At 57.0% G+C, this 19,427-nt stretch carries 9 protein-coding genes; 2 read left to right on the top strand and 7 right to left on the bottom strand.

Annotation, left to right across the window (positions count from 1 at the left end):
* Positions 1–9: 9 nt before the first annotated feature.
* Both ESZ00_RS09835 and ESZ00_RS09830 read right to left on the bottom strand, forming a co-directional pair.
* Positions 10–3,531: a TonB-dependent receptor gene (locus tag ESZ00_RS09835; RefSeq protein WP_164981448.1), complete on the bottom strand. Its 3,522-nt coding sequence runs from the start codon at positions 3,529–3,531 to the stop codon at positions 10–12.
* A gap of 345 nt (positions 3,532–3,876) precedes the next feature.
* A complete protein-coding gene (locus ESZ00_RS09830) occupies positions 3,877–4,707 on the bottom strand; it encodes an IclR family transcriptional regulator (RefSeq protein WP_129208098.1) in 831 nt (276 codons plus the stop codon).
* A 216-nt stretch (positions 4,708–4,923) separates the two neighbouring features.
* Between ESZ00_RS09830 and ESZ00_RS09825 the strand changes: the two genes are divergently transcribed.
* Positions 4,924–6,543, top strand: a complete 1,620-nt coding sequence (locus ESZ00_RS09825) for a DUF5060 domain-containing protein (protein WP_204520192.1) — start codon at positions 4,924–4,926, stop codon at positions 6,541–6,543.
* 2 nt (positions 6,544–6,545) lie between these two features.
* Positions 6,546–9,299, top strand: coding sequence for a hypothetical protein (locus ESZ00_RS09820; RefSeq protein WP_129208097.1), 2,754 nt, complete (start codon positions 6,546–6,548; stop codon positions 9,297–9,299).
* A gap of 2 nt (positions 9,300–9,301) precedes the next feature.
* On the opposite strand, the gene ESZ00_RS09815 is transcribed toward ESZ00_RS09820, so the two are convergent.
* From ESZ00_RS09815 to ESZ00_RS09795, 5 genes are all read right to left on the bottom strand, one after another.
* A complete protein-coding gene (locus ESZ00_RS09815) occupies positions 9,302–10,249 on the bottom strand; it encodes a glycoside hydrolase family 43 protein (RefSeq protein WP_129208096.1) in 948 nt (315 codons plus the stop codon).
* A gap of 29 nt (positions 10,250–10,278) precedes the next feature.
* Positions 10,279–12,720 carry an SUMF1/EgtB/PvdO family nonheme iron enzyme gene (locus ESZ00_RS09810; protein ID WP_164981447.1) on the bottom strand — a complete coding sequence of 814 codons (2,442 nt, stop codon included), beginning with the start codon at positions 12,718–12,720 and terminating at the stop codon, positions 10,279–10,281.
* Positions 12,717–14,369, bottom strand: a complete 1,653-nt coding sequence (locus ESZ00_RS09805) for an MGH1-like glycoside hydrolase domain-containing protein (RefSeq protein ID WP_129208094.1) — start codon at positions 14,367–14,369, stop codon at positions 12,717–12,719. The genes ESZ00_RS09810 and ESZ00_RS09805 overlap by 4 nt, the downstream gene beginning before the upstream one ends.
* A 63-nt stretch (positions 14,370–14,432) precedes the next feature.
* Positions 14,433–17,018 carry an alpha/beta hydrolase gene (locus ESZ00_RS09800; RefSeq protein WP_164981446.1) on the bottom strand — a complete coding sequence of 862 codons (2,586 nt, stop codon included), beginning with the start codon at positions 17,016–17,018 and terminating at the stop codon, positions 14,433–14,435.
* A gap of 19 nt (positions 17,019–17,037) precedes the next feature.
* Complete coding sequence (locus tag ESZ00_RS09795; protein WP_164981445.1) at positions 17,038–19,401, bottom strand: alpha-L-rhamnosidase-related protein; 2,364 nt, start codon at positions 19,399–19,401, stop codon at positions 17,038–17,040.
* Positions 19,402–19,427: the final 26 nt, after the last annotated feature.

Below are 19,427 nucleotides of genomic sequence, written 5' to 3'. Positions count from 1 at the left end.
TAAATGTTTTTAAAACAGGATATGAATTCCGCCCTGCAGCTGACGATTCGTGTTCTGTTGAGCAGTAATCGTACCAAAGGCCGATGAGGTCGGACTCAAGTTTGGCGCACTGAACTGCACGCGATTAAAGATATTGAAAGCATCTATGCGAGGCTGAATCTGCAACCGATCGTGGATACGGAAGTTTTTCAGCATCGAGAAATCCCAGTTATTGGTTGGATCGGCTCTCCACGCATAGAGCGGGAAGGTGCGATTGTTATAAGCATTCGGCTGAATGCTCGGGTTGTAACTCGACGATCCGACAGTATTGTTGCAGGTAGTCGTACCGTTTTCGCAGGTACGTGTATCAAAGACCTTCGTATTGAAAGCCTCTCCCTTGGCGTTGTGCGGATTGTTATCGATATCGTGCCAGTTGCCGTTATAAATCACATTGCCCCAGCTATACGGAGTACCCGAGTCAAAGCTATAGATTGTGCTCAGCTCCCATCCGCCAAGTGCTTCATCTACAAGCTTCGATGCGTTACCAAGGAAGGCGCGCCCTTTTCCAAACGGGAGTTGGTAGATGGCCGTGAGATGCAGGCTGTGTGGGAAATCCGAGGCTGTTTCTCCATACCAGAGTGCGCCAGCGGTGTTCAGCTGCGATTCTGCGCCGAGGTTGCGCGAATAGGTATAGTTCACATCCAGATCAAGCCCATTTGCCATGCGCTTTTCGAGACGAATAAGCAATGCGTTGTAATTTGCATTCCCATACGGGACCAGCTGCTGGGTCACGCTGCTGTATTCGGAATAAGGCCACAACAACTGCGATACCGAGAGTGTGGAGGCGGTGTTAATCCCTGTCGTCGCTCCAGGCCCTACCAGCGTGCCTTTATATGGGTTGGCGACCGTAGTGTTGTACTCTGCCGTGAGCGCTGCATCGTAATATCGCGACCGGCTGAGATAGGAGACAGGAACGGATCCCGATCCACCTGTAATCGTGTTCGAATAAGAGAGATGCACCTGGTGAGTATTGATATAGCCGATATCCAGCATCCAGTTCTTTCCAAACTGCTGCTGAATGTCCAGGCTGCTACGCATCGCATACGGGACCTTGATATTGCCGTAAAACACCATCTTGCTACCCAGGTTCGTATTGATGCCCCACGCGGCGCCTGCCGGCTGAACAATAGGATTGCTGGCTGTCGGGAAGGGATCGGACAGAGTCGTTGCGACCGTCTGATTGCTGTCATTCGATACGATCATGCTGGTCGTCTGCGAATAACCGTATGTCTGCCCCTGGTAATAGTTGTTGAACGGATTTTCGAACACCCCCCAGCCCAGACGGATGGCCGTAGTGCCGTGTGTAAGTTCAGGCGAGTAGGCCAGGCCAAGACGGGGCCCAAGGTACAACGGCGCCGTATGATACGCGTGCCGGTCGCTGCTGTTGGCATAATATAACCCGCCGGTCGGCTTGAAGTCAGCAACAGGCAGCAGCGAAGGATCGGCCGCATAGGCTGCTGCGGCAGCCGATGAAGATGCATTTTCGACATTCGGATCCCATGCCGTGGTCATCTTGTTATTGCTCTCGTTCACTGGCGTCTCGTGCTCGAGACGGAGCCCGAGGCTGGCCGTGAGGTTCGGGCGGATCTTCCAGTCATCCTGAATGAATAACGCGTTATACCAGTTGTTGTACTGGAACTTGGTATTCACATCGTAAGAACCACTGCTCGGTAGTCCAAGATAGAGCATGGCAAAAGTACTGCCGAAGGGCTGTACTGTTCCAGTAGATCCACTGGTCAGGAAGTCTGTTGAACCAGTACTAAAGCTATAGTCGCCATCCGCATTGCCAGGCGATAACACCGAGTCCTTATTCGCTCGAATATCTGGACCGATCTTGATTGTGTGCCGGCCAATCGACTTGTTTAAACTGGCGAAGAGTTGAATGCTATCGTAAGACGCCGTGCTTCCAGGCTCGCTGCTGATGCTCGGAATATTGCTATATCCATCATCTGAGAATGTCAGCCGCGGAATGGCGTACGCCGTCGAATCGCCACGAATATAAGACGGGAAGCCCAGCGTTGTGGGGTCCGTGCCATAGCTGTTTGGGTTTGAGCTGTTTATGCTGCGGCTGAAGCCAAGCCGCGTATCCAAAAAGGTCGTACTGTTGAAGGTGTGAGTATCATCAATCGAGCCGCCCCACAGCAGCACTTCTGCGCTCGTTCCAGTCGCAATCGAGTGAAATACATTCGACTGATTTGTGTAGGAGGTGCTGCGGTGCACTTCCCCATAAATCTTATTCGCCTGTGAAATCGCCACATCGACGCGCAGCGCATTGGACTTGTAGTTATTCTGCGTCGGATCGCTTGCGAAGAAGTTATTCGTGCCGTCATCCTTGGTTGACGGTCCGCTATAGTTTGGCGATGGGAACAAGGCAAGATAGTTCTCACCGACCGAGTTTACCGAGAGCCCGGCGTTGGACATGATATTGTCATTGATCGCCGCACGAGTATAAGTTGTCTTGCCATTCGCGGTTGTGGCTGTCACATCATACGGATTGTAAAGCTGATATTCCGGCGAGACAGCCAGCAGCGACGAGAAGTCGCCCTTCCGCTCGGCCTCAGTCGGCACGCTACCGATGAAGGTCGAAGGGAGTGCTCCGATGTAGCCTTCGAACGCATACTCAAAGAAAACCCGGTTATGTCCATCAAAAACATGTGGGATATATACCGGCCCGCCAATAGCTCCGCCAAACTGGTTGAAATGCGTCGAGCTCACGCTCGCACCCTGTGTCGTGAAATAGGGCTCCGCGGTCAACGGACGGGAGCCTGAGTAGTATTCTGATGCGCTCCCATGAAAGGTATTGGTTCCAGGCTTGGTCGTGATGTTCACCGTGCCACCAGAGGTGTCACCAAAGGAGGCATCCGAAGTAAATTCGTCCACGTGGACTGCATCCACGGAATCAAGTTGCGGGCTATAACCTGCCGTGCGGCTTGAGTCCTGCATATTCGGCACACCATTCAACAGCAGTTCGTTCGACGCCGAGTTGCCTCCGCCAAGGGAGAAGTCGTCGGCCGCGCTATTGTCGAAAGGCCTTGTCTGCGCCTGCGAATGCTTACCCTTGGAGACCACGCCATATTCATCGCGCGCAAAACCCAGGGGCGAGCGGCCATTGCTCGGTAGATCTTCTACCTCTTTCGCGGTCAAAGTCTGTCCCGTCTCTGCTGTGGCGGTGTCGATCAGCGCACCTTCGCTGGCAACTGTCACCGTCTCGCTCACGTTACCGATGGCAAGAACGATATTCTCGGTCAGCGTTTGCTCGGTTGAAAGCAGCAACCCCGCATAATGCGTAGCCTTGAATCCTGGTTCGCTTGCGATCACGTCGTAGGTTCCCTGCTGCAGGAATGGAACCGTGTAATCGCCTGTTTCGTTCGTTTTTACCGTCGTAACCACCCCGGTGTCCGTGTTTCGAACCGTGATCTGCGCGCCTGGAACACGCGCCCCGGTGCTATCGGAAACATGACCTGCGATAGTGGAACGAACCTCCTGCGCCATAGCCAATCCACAAGTGAGAAAAACAAGACTCGCCGAAAGATGAGTCATGTGCCTTTTCATGCGAAACTCCGCTTTACTTGAAAAGTAAAAATTATTGATCGGACGCGAAAATAGTTTACGGAGCAAACGAATGTCAAGCGACATTTATGGAGAACTTGAAAATTCAAAGACAAATGCCGGGTACCGGCGAGAGGAGGGATTTCAAACACTGAAAATAAATATCTTCGGCAGAAAAGCCTAATTGGCACGATGGCGGTCTTCAGGCTGAAGACCGCCACTGCATAGGAAAATCCGTTTGGCGGAATTCTCCAGAAAGCTAGAACGAGGATATGAAGCCACCCGCGACTATAGCTTGCGAGCGATGCTCTGAGCTGCTTCGAGCAGTGCAGCCTGAATCTCCAGCTCACGCTTGCTATCCATGCGAATCGCCGGCGTCGACAAACTGATGGCAGCGACGACCGGTTTATTCTCCGCATGCATTGCGGCCGCAAAACAAATACCGCCGCGGATAGACTCCTCGCGATCGCAGGCCACACCACTTTTGCGTACGTGCGCAAACTCCGCGAAGAGCTTTTGACGATCAGTGATCGTGTGCTCGGTACGTGGCGTCAAGCCGTATACCTCAAGCAAGCGATCTGCCTGGCTGCGCTCCTGGAACGCGGTAATGGCCTTGCCCAGCGCAGAGCAATGTGGCGGAAGCACGCGCCCGATTTTATTGGTCATGCGAATCTCATGGAAGGTCTCCATGCAATCGAGCACGTGAATGCGGTCATCGAATAAATACGCCAGGCTCGCTGTTTCATTGAACGCGTTCACCAGGCGTTCCAGCTCAGGACGCGCCGTATCCCGCACTTTGTCAGCAGCCCGCACGAGCCATCCGAAGATCAGCCGCGGCGACAATTGATAGGTGCCATCGCGGAACTGCTGCAGATACTCATGCTTTTCGAGCGTTCGCAACACGCGGAAGAGCGAGGACTCCGGTAATCCCACCCGCATGCTGATCTCCTTCAACGACAACGGAGTCTGCCCGTCGAAACAATTCAGGACATCGAGAGCCCGGCCGATCGATCGCAGGTAATAAGCATCGTCATCCGGCGCGGTCTCCGTGTTCGTCATCGCCCATTTGGGAACCCGTCTGCGGATTCCAGCCTTCGATTTGCTTTCAGTTTTCTTCATACGTCACTCTCGTCGCGAAGGAGCACAGCGTATTTGCCTGCCTTCAACCGGGTAGATGCTTGTGCGATATTGTAGGGCACGATGAATATTTTCGCTTATCGTCATTAATTTCCAAAATATATTGACTTTGCTTTCTCAGCTCCGTTAGAACTCAATGCGTCCAGTACGGCGGCGGAAAGACATGTGCCGGGACAAATTGCAGGGATGGACGGAAAGATGGATCGAAGAGAGATGCTCAAGTTTGGCGCGGCCACAATGGCCGTCACGCTGCAGCCGGCAGCTTTCGCCAAAAGCGCGGAGAAAACCCGATCCACAGCTTCTCCTTCTCCTGACACTCTGCAGAGGGTTGAACAATGGGGGCTCTTCGAACTCGCGCTGCATGGCCCAGCCTCGGGCAACCCGTTCCAGGATGTCACATTCAGCGCCGCTTTTACTCATGAACATCGCACCGTTGAGGTCAAGGGCTTCTACGACGGAGATGGCGTTTACAAGGTCCGATTTATGCCCGATATGCAGGGGCCGTGGAGCTGCGTCACTGCTAGCTCGTCAAAGGAACTCAACGGCCACAGCACCCGCTTTGACTGCACCGCACCTTCCCCCGAGAATCACGGCCCTGTAACGACTGCGCACCGCTATCACTTTCTCCATGCCGATCGCACACCATACTTCCCCTTCGGCACCACAACCTACGCCTATTTTTTCACCGGGGATGCACACGCCGCAGATTCGCTTGCCGGCATGAAAGGGGCTTTCAACAAAACACGCGCCTGTGTGCTGCCCAAGCCCCTGGGCCAGGGAGCTCAGATTCTTCCTTTTCCCAATACCGGCGCAGCGGCAGACAGTCGCGGCGGCACAAATGACTACGCGCGCTTTAACCCTGCATACTTCCAATTGCTCGAGAAACGCATCGTCGAGCTTCAATCCGCGGGCATCGAGGCCGACTGTATCCTCTTCCATCCTTACGATGCGTGGGGATACAAGGCTATGCCGTCCGAGGTCGATGATTTTTACCTGCGCTATGTTGTCGCGCGCCTCGCGGCATATCGCAATGTCTGGTGGTCCATCGCCAACGAGTATGACCTGGTGAAGTCCAAGACCACCGCCGACTGGGATCGCTTCTTTCGTATCGTGCAAGCCGAAGATCCATACAGCCATCTACGCTCGATCCATCATTCTGCCGTCATCTATGACCATTCGAAACCCTGGTGCACGCATGCCAGCCTGCAGAGCTATGACTTCGAGAAGTCTGCCGAGCGCCGCGCGGCATGGAACAAGCCCATTATTTATGACGAAATCCAGTATGAAGGCGACGTGGAACGGCGTTGGGGGAATCTCTCTGCGGAAGAGATGACCCGACGCTTCTGGCTTGCTGCCGTGCGGGGTGTCTACGCAACGCATGGAGAAGTCTTCATCGCCGATGAGAACGGACCTCATGCGCATGAGCCGAGCTGGTCCGACGCTGGACGTCTTCGCGGAGAATCCGCATCCCGGATTCACTTTCTCCATGACCTGGTTGCCGCGCATACGCAGGTTGGCTTGAATGAATATGAAGGCTCGTACTACCTCTGCTCCGGCACCCCAAATGAACTGTACCTGTGGTACTTCGACTACCATCGCCCCGCGCGTTATGAATTTCCCCTGCCCAACACGGCTAACTTCGAAGCAACGCTCATCGATCCTTATGCCATGACGCAGACTAAGCTTGACGGAATGTTCTCCGGAAAGTCGCGCGTCGCACTCCCTAACCGCCCTTATCAGGCCATTCTCTTTCGCAAGATATCCGATGTGATCGGCAAACCCACCGGCAAAGCTCCGACACCAGAGGTGCAGGACTGACGATGGTTTTGCACCGTGCCATACTTCTCTTCTTCGCCGCAGCCTGCTCTACCTCTGCAGCATATGCCGCACCGCAAATAAAGATCTCCGCTACTGCCACACCTCGTGAGCAATATGCTGCTGAGCTTCTTCACGATGCGGTATCCAGCCTGCCTGGCCGTGAGACGATCCTGCTCGCTACGCGACATGATGCGCTGCTCCTCCGCTATGACAAAACAATTCCCGACCTGTGGCCCGGCGCGAAAGAAGCTTTTATTCTCCGGCGCATCGGCAACACGATTCTCGTCGCCGGTTATGACCCTTCGGGTGTTTTCTATGGCACGGAAGAGCTGATCGACCGCATCCATGCGAAGCACGCGTTGCCGCGTGAGCTCGACTTCGAAGACCATCCCCAGCTCAAGATTCGTGGAGCCGTCATCGGACTGCAGAAACCTGAAATTACATACGACGGCGCAGAATACGACTACCCCTACACACCGCAGAGCTTTCCCTGGTTCTACGACAAAGCTGCGTGGACTCGCTATCTCGATCAGTTAGCTGAACAGCGCACAAATGCGCTCTTCCTCTGGAACGGACATCCCTTTACTTCTCTGCTGAAGCTATCGAAATATCCGGAGGCACAGGAGCTTCCTGATGCACAACTCGAGCAAAACATTGCCATGTTCCGCTGGCTCACGAAAGAAGCCGACAAGCGTGGCATCTGGATTTTGCAGGGCTTCTACAACATCCACCTCTCGCATGCTTTCGCTCGCGCGCACAACCTTCCCTATCACCTCTCTGCTCCCAGCCCGCTCGCCAGCGAATACACCCGCTACTGCATCTCCGAGTTCATCCGCGAATATCCAAACGTCGGCATCTTCATGACGCTCGGTGAGGCGATGGGCCCGCACTACGGACCTGAATGGCTGACGAAAACAATCATCCCTGGCGTGCTCGACGGCCTTGCGGAAGAAGAAAAGGCCGTCGGCCATCCTGTTCCGCAGCCGCCCATCGTAGTGCGTGCGCACGCCACAGATATCGACAAAGTCCTCGCCGATGCGAAACCGCTCTATTCGAATATCGACAGCATGTGGAAATGGAATGGAGAGTCGTTGACCTGGACCAACATCCGCGGCAGCGTCCGGCAGAAATTCCAGATGATGGTGGCCAACTCCAACGACACCATCGTGAACATGCATCTCCTATCGAACCTCGAGCCTTTCCGTTGGGGCGATCCCGATTTTGTACGCGAGACAGCCATCAACTTTGTGCGTCTCGGCATCGGCGGCGTGCATGTCTATCCCCTGCGCTACTGGGATTGGCCTGTTTCCGCAGACAATACGGAACCGTTACTGTCACAGACAGACCGCGACTGGATCTGGTTTGCCAGCTGGGCGCGTTATGCCTGGAACCCGGAACGCGATCCGGCAATGGAACAGCAATACTGGGCGGAGCAGTTTACACGCCGGTTTGCCGTGCCCGGCGGCATCGATGCCCAGGGACATAGCGACACAGTCGTCGGTCTCGAAAGCCTGGACACCTTCACGGCCCAACCGCACGACTACACAGCGGCTCAACTGGATGCTGGACGCGACCTGCTGGCAGCGTATGAAGATTCCGGCGTGGCAGCTCCGGAGGTTATCCGCCGCCTCGGCATTACCGAAGGAAATCGTGAGGTGCTCTCGCTGGGCATGACCATGCCGCAGCTCATCGATGCTGCAAGATTTAATCCAGCAACCACGCTTTGGACTGCTGATGCTCCGGACGGTGAGGAGCTAAATGAGTGGGTAGCAAATGAAATCAATGGCGGCAAGCATCATGGCGAAAGCCCACTGAGCGTTGCAGCTGACGCAGCTGAAAAGTCTGCGAAAGCGGTCAAAGAAGCAGAAGCTGCATCGCCTGGCATTGCGGCCTCCGCGCAGCCTGAGTATGAGAGAGTGGTAAACGATATGCGCTGCATTGCAGCGCTCATGGCCTTCTACAACGCGAAGGTGCAGGCAGCTGCACTGGTGATGCGTTACGGTTATGACCGCAATGTGGCACACCTCACCGCGGCGCAGCCATTGCTGGCCGAGAGCGTGCAGCACTTTGCAGAACTCTCCAGCCTCACGGAGCACACGTATCGCAACGCGGCCGGCATGGAGACTTCGCAGCGGCAGATCCCCGTGCGCGGCGGCCCGGATACGAATCACTGGCGCGAGCTTTTGCCTGTCTATCAAAAAGAGCTTGCCATCTTCGATCATCGCCTCAGCGCGCTGGCCTCCGGGTCGGCGGTTGAAACTGCACACAGCAACGGGCCTTTGCCGCAGGTTGGATTCACTCTCGACGGCGGAGGCGGTGAAGTCTTCACCGTAAACAAAGGTGTGAGCCTTTACACCGACCAGCAGGAGCTAATCACCGCACTCTCTCCTGAACTCGACGGCCTCAAGGGCATCCGGCTCTCCATCCACCAGGAGACACCGATCCGTTTTACCCTCGATCACCCGGCACAAATTCTTGTCGGCTTCTTTAAGTCGAACTCGCGCAAGGCCATGAATGTCTCACCCGATACTGAGCAGTGGAACATCCTGCTACCCGATGCGGTCGCACAGCAGAAGGGATTGCCCATCAGCGTGTGGGCAAAACCACTTCCTGCTGGTGAAAACGATCTCGACCTGGGCAAAGGAGCCTATGTTGTTCTGGGCTTCATCCCAGCGGATACGCACGTTACGCCGCACGTTGCCTTTGACCCGAACAGCAAGCAGCCACCGAATCTGGATTGGCTCTTCGAGGATTAGCCTCAGGGCTGCGTTGCAACAGATGGAGTATCGTGGCGGCTGAGCAGCCGCTGCGCTTCTTGCTTCGTCACCTGGAAGAAGCTGCCGTGCTTCGAACCTTCGGGAAGATCGATGGCGTCATCCGCGCTTTCCCAGTGAATCCAGTCCGAGGTCTCGACCGCTTCGAAGCGTGCCCGGGGAGAGCGGTAATGATCGTAGAAGACGACCCATTTGTCTTTCACATGGATCACACTTGGCCCCTCGGACCAACTCTCGTTGATTGGCCCCGAAGCTTCGCCCCAGGGACCGGCCACTGTCGGGCCGGCTACCCACCGCTCGTTATAGCGCAACGGGTCTGTCGTCTGATCCTTAAAAACCATCACCACATCTTTCTTCCCATGCATTTCACGATGAAACATGGTGGCGTCGATCACCGGATAGCCACGGTCGAAGAACTTCTCCGGCTTCGTAAAGCTCTGCCAGTCGCGTGTCCATGACGACCACAGACGAAGCCCCTCACCCTTATCTTTGCTCCCCGATGCGGCCGCAAACGAGCTTGCCCACACGATCAGCCACTGTTTCTTCTTCACATCCCAGTAAGTCTCCGGAGCCCACGTATTCTGCACCGACGGAAAATCGCTCATGATCTTCACATCACGCTGCGGCGACCAGTGCATCAGGTCATCTGAGCTTGCTACACCGATCGAATCTCCGTGCCAGGCCCAGGTGAAGACCATCCGAAAGCCGTGCCCATCCGGATTCCGCGTGATGTAGACGTCACGCATGATCTCACCCGGAGCCGTGGGTCTAATCCACGGCTGCCCATCGTTGAGCGGAGTGTAGTGGTAACCGTCGCGGCTCAGTGCAAAGTAGATGCCCTGATTACCCGGTTCCCTGAAATAAGCAAAGACATATGGATCACCGGCCTTCAGCGCCTGCGCCATTGCCGGCACAACTGCAGCCAGAAGCATCGCGCCAATTTGCATGCTCCGTCTCACGCTTACATCCCTTCTGGAGTAGGCATCTTATCCACCCCCGGCAGCTTATCCACAGGGCCATCGGGCACATCGCTGCTCAGCAAATGCTTGCCCTTCCAATGCGAGATGGCGATGCGCCTGCCCGACGCGTCGAAGTTCTCCCAGGTCCACATACCATTTTCTGCATAAGTCTTCACCCAGATCGGCGTGCCATTCTCACGAAGCCATCGTTCCTCGCCTGTCTTCTCACTTGCGCGAAAATTCACCGCCCACATCAGCTTTCCATCCGGATAGAAGAACTTCTCTGCCCCATCCAGCAGTAAGCGACCATCAACGGCACGACCAACGCTCCACGTTGCCCTCACGTGGCCTCCCGGATAGCGTTCCGTATAGCTCTTGCGGTCCTTTACCTGCTCTGGCTCTGCGTTTTCTTCGCCTGCGGATTTATCCAGTACCCAGGCTTCATTCAGCTCGATCTCGTAATTCACCGTGTTCTTTGTTGTTACGATGTGGATCATGCCGTCCGGTCCCTGCGTAGCCGTGGTGTAGCCCACCGTCAGGATGTTTTCAGGCAGTGACTTCACCGCCCAGGTTTTTCCATCATCGTCAGAGAGTGCCACATAGGCACCATCCTTGTGGACATGCTTTTGATGATTCGGATTTCTGTCGGCAACAAAAAATAAGCGTCCGCTCTTCAGCCGGATCACGCTCGGGCGCTCGCCGGAGAGCAAAGGATCGAAAGGCAGCTTCGATTTGACCCAGGTCTTGCCATCATCCTTCGATGTTGCCAGCGGCATGCGGCCATCGATATTCGAATTCTTTCCGCCGAAGCCCAGCAAGTCGCCGTTTTCAGCAAACACGATCGTGGTGTGCCGCCCCGCTGTGCGTCCTCCCGTGTCGGCCCAGCTCTTGCCTTCATCGTCCGTGCGCCATACCGCGCTGATAGAGCCATTGCCGTCGGAGTCTCTTCCAGTCGAATCGGTGGGCATATAAATCGCACCATCCGGCCCGCGTACGATCGAGTTGATTGGCTGTGAAACATAACGCCCGATCGGCTGCGGGAATGCCGGAAAATGTGCAGCACTCCATGTCGCACCGTTGTCGTCGCTCGTAGCCCATGCAAATGGAGGGGCACCGATGAGCCTTGCGAATCCCCAGAAGAACCAGACCTTGCCACCCGCCTGCTGCTGATGCGCAGGATCGTTCCAGATCACTGGTCCGGCGAGCCCCGCATCGGCAAAGATCGGCCAAGGCTCAGGCATATCCCATTCGTTCGCTCCGGCACGACGGCGCATCGTCATAATCGTCTGGTCCGGGTCGTCTTCATGATCCGGAGAGTTGTAAAACGCCGCGAGCAGATCGCCATTGGGCAGTACCTGGATGGCGGAGTTGTGATAATTCACGCCGATCCCTTCAGCGATGCCCAGGCGCCAACCGATGCCCATCATGCTCTTCCCGCCGAGATCCGGAAACAGCTCGTGCGTGCGATAGATTGGCGTCGATGCATCCGGCGTATCCACGCTCTGGGAGCGTGCCGGACCGCCTGCCAGCGACCGCTGCTTCACTGCCGACATAAAGAAATACTGACGAGGTGGCGTCGTATTCACCTTCGGCATCGCTGCCTGCACAACACGAAAGCCCACGTTACCCGTGTCCGATTTATACGTGGGCGGCAGGCTCGCGCGATTTGCCGGCCGATCAAAATACGAAGCGGTTGCCGGCACATCCAGATCGGGTGAGGTCTTCGTCGCCGTGTGGCGCCAGTCGAGACCGCCGCCACGGATGGCCTTGGTCATACCGCTCGCAACGCCGGTTGGATCCGCAATCTCCTCTGGCTGGTATGGTCCGTACCAATCGAGAGTCCATTCCGGGCGTCCCACCTCCATATTCTTTACGCCGAAAGCATTCGGCTGATCCACTGGCATCGGCGAATCTGTTGCGCCGTAGATCTTTGTACCGCCAGCGCGTGCTGCATACTCCCATTCGGCTTCTGTCGGCAACCGCCACGGCTTGCCCGTCTTGCGACTCAGCCAGCGGCAGTACGCCATAGCCTGATCCCAACTCACACCAGCCGCGTACGCGGGCGTTGAGGCATGAGCCTTGTACGTCGGATCAAATTGCGCATACTCCTCAGGAGAAATCTGTGTGACGCTCATGCGAAAGCTGCGCGTGATCCTTACTCGGTGCGCCGGCTTCTCATCGAAATCTCCATGCTTCGGACGTGACGACATCACGCCATAGCCCTTTGTTATCGAAGCATCGAGGGTCTCACCATCCGCGCCCATCTCAAAGCTTCCCGCCGGAATATTCACGGTTGCCGGCACGCCATTCGCAGCCATTACCGGGGCTTCACCAGCCATCCGCGCCAGCACGCCATCCTTCTGAGCCGTTGCGACCAGGCAGCACAGAAGCGCTGTACCCCAACAGGCAGTCAGACGGCCCATCCGTGTTACAGCCAGCGTCATCGTTTCTCCTTGGTTGCGTTCAAGCGTGTTTCGAGTGTGCCCAAGGTTGTGCGCCGGGCTATGATGCGGCCATCGACTGCCAGCCACAGGCCTTTGCCATGCCTGTATCGCTTGCCGGTCGCATCCCAGGCAATCGTCAGTAGATGTCCGTGATAAGGCAACGCATCGATGGCAAAGTAGCTCCATGCGCGCACCAGCGGCTGCACGACAATGCGGTCATCAGCCCTGGGCCGCAGCCCGATAACTCCTGTAATCAGCGGATCAGCAAAGCCGGAGTGGTTGTAATAGTTGCCACGTCCCACCTGTTTGTTCTTCTCGATCAGCATCCGCTTCGCAATCCACTCATCCGTGTCGGCGTCATAGTCCTCATCGATCCAATCGATCATGCGGCCATCTTTCAGCTTGATGTGCTGCGCCAGCACATAGCGATCGAAAAGCCGCATGTAGTCCGCACCGTCCAATACGTGCTTGCCTGCTCCATCGAGATAGGATGCAAGTGCCTGCAGCGTCTGCGTCATCGCGAACGGCCATGCCGGTCCGTTCCATGTGCACTGATCGGAGGAAGCGAAACGAAATCGCGGACTGCGGCGCTCCGCTGTGGTCGCGCCGTAATGCCCGTCAAAGCCCTGCGGGGCGAAGAGTTGCCTCCAAGCCACGTCATGGTCCTGCGCCGGCTCGCTATATTCCCACGGCAGATAACCAATTAACTCACGCACGCCGGAGAACTGCATCGTCGTTCCGGAATCCACAAATTTCTTCTGAGCGCGAATCCCCGAATCCTTTGCCGGGGAAACCACTTCGTAGAATTCATCCTTCGGATTCCACAACACAGTCTCAATCAACTGATGTAGTTTGTCTGCCTTGGCCTCATACTCGCGCGCTGTTGTTTCGTCATGCGCCAGCCGCGCGGTTGCGGCGATAGTCCGCGCGTCGGATTCCATGTAACTGTTCAGAGTGGGTCGGTAACCGTCACCGCTGATCGACTTCTCCATCGCATCCCGCGTATCGATCGACCAGAACAGCCCATTCGAGTCCTGCTGCGTCCGTTCCCAATCCCCGTATACCCGCTTCATTTCTGGCAGGAGACTTGTCGCCAATGCGTTGTCGCCATTGGCGAGCATGACCGATCGCACCGCCGTCGCCATGGCGTCGGAATATTTCCGTACATCGTTCTCAGGCTGGAACCAGAACCGTGCATCGTCTTCCGCAATCGCCCGCGTATGCAGCCAGCGCGCTTCATCCAGATGAAACGGAGCCGCATCCGGCAGCGCACCATAGCTGCCATCTTTCACTTCCGGCTTCGGCAACCATTCCGTGATCACATAGCCATGCGGCGTTTTCACCAGATGCTTCTTCCATGCATACCAGCGAAAGTAGTACATCTCCTCGACGGCCTTGTCAGAGCTGTCGAACCAGGGCAGCTCACGCTCCATCCACGCCCACGCTGGTTCCGGTGTAAGGCCGTCTGCCTGAGGCTCGCCGTCATACACCTTCCCCGTCGCGGCCCGCTCATCGGCTTCGAATTGCTCCACATAGTGCCGATAATCCGCAGGCTGCAGCACCATAGCCGAAGTCTCAGCCCAGGTGCTACTGGGAACCAGCGGCAACAGAAGAAAGCAGCAGATAAGGAGCACGCGATGGCAGGACATGGCGAAGTTCAGACGGTGCCACTATAGCGAAATGATACGAGAGTCGGCAACCATAAATGAAAATTAACGTCCATTATTGGAAGTGCTTGCCGTAGCCGCCTGCGCTGCCCGGCCCAGCCAGGAGGCATAAATCAGCTCTGCTTTTCTCTGCTCCCATTCCGGAGGCGAAAACACATCCAGCTGGTCCGCGGTAAGCAAGGGCACACCTGCCTCGAGGGCCACAATTCCGGCGTCTCGATCTTCGCGTCCACTGCTCTTGCCGAGAGCATAACCAACCTTCGCAGCCCAGGTACGGATAGTCACCGTCGGCATGACGCCTATCTTCTTGCCGCGCCACGCGGGAAACCTCAGCTCCGCATGCAGCCACGCTGCCGCCGTGGGCGTCATCCACGAAGGACGGTGGCTCGCACCCGGATCGAAATAGGTAGCAAATACGCCCTTCTCGCCACCATTCAATGCCACCACACGCGTCTGCAGCATGGAGAAGAATTCAGGCCCATGCGTCGGAATCGCCACGACTGTATCCGCCGTCCCATTTATTACGAACGTGTCGCCACGACGGGCATTCAGCGTATAGAGCACGGCTCCCCGATCGCCCAGCACGCGCAGGGCTTTGTAAGGCGCCGCCTGGCACATGATGGCGTGGCCTGAATCCCAATACCCGTTGACCCCATCCAGGTCGCCACCTCCATCCAGCAGCAGCGCATGAATTCTCTCGTCCGCCGCCCCGGTGAGCGCGGCGATGAACGACCCCATAGAAAATCCCATCATGCCGATGCGATGCCGATCCACATCCGGCCTCGCCGCAAGCGCGCTTACAGCACCCATCGCATCGGCGATCATCAAGCCCCCCATGCGGATCGGCATACTCTTCGGCGAAAACACCAGCTGATCGTGCTCGCCGGTCATCGTTTTATGCTCGTCATTGCGCTCGCCTTCGCCGATGGGGTCATAGGTGAGCACCACGGCTCCAGCTCGCGCATAAAGTATGCCTGCGTAATAGGCATACCAGCTCGACTTATCGCCTCCATGCCCATTCACAATCACGAGCGCCGGCAACTTCCTTGCCGGACGCACCGTCGGACGATAGATCACCGCCGGTACACGCAGCCCGTAGAGCGTCTGGTACGTGATTTTCTCCACCGTTACACCTGGCGTCACCTCGCTGCCGCCGAAATTCTGCGTCTGCGGCGCAAGCGGCTGGCCGGGCAGATAGAGCGCATGCTGCATCTGTCGGCGCCATGCTGCGATTTGTACCTTGCTCGCCGCATGGGTTGCAGCAGGAGGCGGAACTTCTCCTGTCGGCGGCACGGCTGGCAACGTTTCTGGGTCGCCCCAATGGCGATTCAGAAACACAATGTAATGCTCCCAGTCGAAGCTCGTCACATCATGCTTCCCTGCTCTTTCGTGATACGCCACATCGCCGTCAAAGCCGATCGCTGTATCTACCGCCGGCATTGGGATATCTGGAGGGAGAGCCTTCTCGCCGAGCAAACGGTAGACGCTGCTGGCGCTCAACGCGCTCAGGAATTCCCCCTTCGGATCCGACCATTCATCCTCCTTCGCACTTGCCACATACAGCAGCCTCGGCGCTACCAGCGCCACCAGCAGATTTCCATCGACGGGGATCTCGTTATCGTGCCCGACCCACTGGGCATATGCCGGACAAAACCAGTAGGGGAACGAATGCTCCAGGTGCTGAACGGTTTCGCCTAGCGCGCGCCGCTGAATCGACTGGCCGCCATGTCCGCTCTCTGTCGAGAGCAGTGCAGCAAAACGAGTGTCCTGCGCCGCAGCCCAATCCGCAGCTTTGCCCAGACGACTGTGTCCCGTAACCGCAACGTGGCTCGCATCCACCAGCGGATCGTTCTCGAGATAATCCATTGCCCGGCTCAATCCCCAGGCCCACGCACCCAATGATCCCCATGCGTCCTGAGCCTGCACAGCACCTGGCCGATCGAAGAGCTGTCGCACGCTGTATTGCGAAGCATCCTTAAAATCTGGCTCTAAATCACCGTAATAGATTGTCGCCAGCCCATAGCCGTGCTTCAGAAGCATCTCTACTTGCCACTGCTGAGCACCACTGCCGCGCGTACTCTCCGCAGGCAGTTCATGCACCAGAGCGGTGCTTCCCTTCGGCTTCGACCACACTGGCGTCGGTAGAATCCCGGCGTCATCCACCACCGATTGATTACCAAGAAAATTAAGCCCCAGCACTACCGGAGAGGGATGCTGGACATGCGGCACGTAGAGCAGCAGGCGCATGCTGCGCGAGGCCTCGGCTGGAGGCGTGACACCCGGCGCAGGATCGAAGGTCAGCTCGATCTGCTCCCGCACCGCAAGGCCGTTCAGAGCATAGTCGTTCCGCTCGATGATCTTCGCATGCATCACCGCGGCCCTGGCCGCATCTGGCGTTCGCCCAAATTCGTTCTCTTCGAAGAGCCGCAGTATCTCGGGCCTGCGCTGCGCGTTCCACATCGCCGCGTTTGTCACTGGCTTACCGTTCTCCATCCGCAGGGGATCGAGCATCGTATACGACGCGATCTTCGATTCGTCATACAGGTAGCCAGGAATGCGCTGAGCGCTGGCAGATGAAGCCACGCACAGCACCAGAACAACCGCATTCAGCAGCATTGCCGCAAATTTCATCCTCTTCCTCATGTGCCGATCAAGGTGCGTGATGTTTCTCCTCTGTAACGAGCGGAGAAGTCACATCAAAGCGATAGGTCCCCGCATGGTCCAGCACAATCTTCTTCTGATTGCCTGCTTCATCCCATGTTGGCAACAGCCTTCCATTCTGTTTCACAACCGCGTCTGCCGAGAAAGGCAATCGCACTGTAGCCCGCGTTTCCGGAGGCAAGGTCACCATCACTACGTTCGCGCTTACCTCCACGCGGATAGCTCCACGCGGCGTCGGTTCTGCGCCTCGTGCCCACTTCAACCCGTCCAATTCGGGAGCGATCGTCACCTCGCGAAAGCCTGCATCGGTTGGACGAATGCCCAGCACCCGCTCCATCAGCCAGGGCGCGGGGCCACTCGACCATCCATGCGCGAGCGAAACATAATATCCCTGCTTGCCGTCGGCCTGCAGATACGCATGAAAATCCTGCTTCGGCCAGTGCGGATCGTACGCCTCCCAGAAGCTCGTTGCCCCTTCCTCGAGCATGCCACCCCAGTACCGGCGCATCCAGTCCAGTGCTTCGCGGCCATGCCCCAGTTCGGCCATCGCTGACAGCACGTAATAGCCGTAATAAGGCGTGATCACCGCATCGCCCTCGCCAATATGCGACAAGATCTGCCCCCAGATGGCATCCCGTTCGCCGGCATCGGTACTCCCGGAAAGCACGGCCATCGCATTCGTCTGCCATCTCTGGCCAAAGGTCTCGCCTGTCAGCTCATGAACGCGTGCAGCTGCCCGCATCTGGTCTGCTTCTGTGCGAGCCTGCGCTGCTTCCTCTTTGTCACCGAGCTGCTCGAAGAGGAATGCAGCTTCATCAAAGGCCCGTGTCAACTCGAAGCCGGTAGCCACACGCGACTCTGCGGTATCCGAGCTGAACCCTTCGGACCAGTCGACAAAGACCTTATGCCCCTCATGATTGCGGAAGACTCCATCCGCATCCACTTCGCTCTCCATCCGCTTAACCAACTGCATCAGCGGCACACGCATTGCTTGCAGATAGTTTCGATCTCCGCTGTGGCGATAGAGCTCGGCCTGCCCTGTGATCCATAATGCCGAGTAGCCCACGATTGTATTGATATCTCGTGTCACCGGCGGCTCGCCAATAATGTCCTTCATCGTTTCTTCCACTGCGGCATCTTCGCCAAAGACGCTGCTGATCGTACGTCCGGTCACATCGAGATCGCCCATCCATCGCGCGCGATCGCGCTTCACGCCATCCCAGATCCCCTCCTGCATACACAGCCGCGCTGTATATGCGGCCGTCTCCCATATGCGGTTCACCGTAGGATCTGAGCTCTCGAACCAGCCTAAATAACGCACCGGATACGTGATTCCCTGTGCGTCAATCTGTATCCGCCGCAGCAAGCTTTGCGGTGCGATGACCCGCACATAGCGGAAACCGCTCTTTGGCCCGTAAGAGATGCTGCGCGGGGGAATCAGCATCGTCCGCGTTCCCAGATAGCTCTTCCCGCGTTCAGCCTCCTCACGCGATTCACCGTAGCTCACCTGCACAGTCAGCGGCTCTGAAGAACGGGTCGTGATCCGCACGCGCCCGCTGATCTCGCGCCCGAAGTCCACCGTCTCTCCGTCCGCTGACTTAGTATCGGTGACCGGCTGCAGCGAAAACACACGCAGCCGGTCACTGATGCCGGCATATCCTGGCCAGGTGTATAGCCCGGCGTCGGCATTCCATTGCAGAAAATCGCTCTTCATCCCAAGCACGCCCAGCGCCTGTACCCTCGGCCAGCTTGTGTCATCAAACCCTGGCTCCTGCCATCCTGTCCCGGAGGCAAGCACACTCCTCCACGAGCCATCCGAGATCACCAGCGGTTTGGCATCAATGCCCGTAGACTGTGGCACGATTTTGCATGCCAGCACTTCTCCGTAGGTCACCTGGTTAATAGTCGCGTCCGCTCCTGTGTGCAGCGAGGAGTGCCCACGCATCGCTTCGATAGCAATCACGTTTTCACCCGGCCGCAGCGCAGCGGATACAGCGGCATGGAGTACGGTCAATCCCTTCGGCCTGGTTGGGTGATCTGTGCTCTGCAGCACGACTTGCCCATTTAAATACACAGTCGCAGCCCGAGGTCCGGCCAGATACAGCGTCGCCTCGCGCGGCACCTGCTCCACATAAAAGTGTGCCCGGAAGAAATGCGGCTCTACCTTGTCGTTCTGCCCCCGGACACGCGCCTGTAACGTCGGGTCCAGCGCCGCAGCATCGTTTGCCGTCCATACGAACTGCTCCCGCAACCGGTTCGGCGGAGGCTCGGCCAGAACTACTCTGCGCGCCGGATCAATGGAACGTTGCGCCCGCGCATTAGATGAAGCGACAACGGTCAACAGATACAGCATGATCCACGCTGCCCGAAATATCCCGC

The sequence above is a fragment of the Silvibacterium dinghuense genome (genome assembly GCF_004123295.1).
GTDB classification, from domain to species: Bacteria; Acidobacteriota; Terriglobia; order Terriglobales; family Acidobacteriaceae; genus Silvibacterium; species Silvibacterium dinghuense.
The sequence above is the reverse complement of the archived record's forward strand: the minus strand, read 5'-3'. Positions and strand labels throughout refer to the sequence as shown.

What these genes read in the sequence shown, in the direction of transcription:
- ESZ00_RS09815 (WP_129208096.1), bottom strand. Translation starts at nt 10,249, where the DNA reads ATGCTTCTGGCTGCAGTTGTGCCGGCAATGGCGCAGGCGCTGAAGGCC.
- ESZ00_RS09800 (WP_164981446.1), bottom strand. Translation starts at nt 17,018, where the DNA reads ATGAAATTTGCGGCAATGCTGCTGAATGCGGTTGTTCTGGTGCTGTGC.
- ESZ00_RS09810 (WP_164981447.1), bottom strand. Translation starts at nt 12,720, where the DNA reads ATGACGCTGGCTGTAACACGGATGGGCCGTCTGACTGCCTGTTGGGGT.
- ESZ00_RS09830 (WP_129208098.1), bottom strand. Translation starts at nt 4,707, where the DNA reads ATGAAGAAAACTGAAAGCAAATCGAAGGCTGGAATCCGCAGACGGGTT.
- ESZ00_RS09820 (WP_129208097.1), top strand. Translation starts at nt 6,546, where the DNA reads ATGGTTTTGCACCGTGCCATACTTCTCTTCTTCGCCGCAGCCTGCTCT.
- ESZ00_RS09805 (WP_129208094.1), bottom strand. Translation starts at nt 14,369, where the DNA reads ATGTCCTGCCATCGCGTGCTCCTTATCTGCTGCTTTCTTCTGTTGCCG.
- ESZ00_RS09825 (WP_204520192.1), top strand. Translation starts at nt 4,924, where the DNA reads ATGGATCGAAGAGAGATGCTCAAGTTTGGCGCGGCCACAATGGCCGTC.
- ESZ00_RS09835 (WP_164981448.1), bottom strand. Translation starts at nt 3,531, where the DNA reads ATGGCGCAGGAGGTTCGTTCCACTATCGCAGGTCATGTTTCCGATAGC.
- ESZ00_RS09795 (WP_164981445.1), bottom strand. Translation starts at nt 19,401, where the DNA reads ATGCTGTATCTGTTGACCGTTGTCGCTTCATCTAATGCGCGGGCGCAA.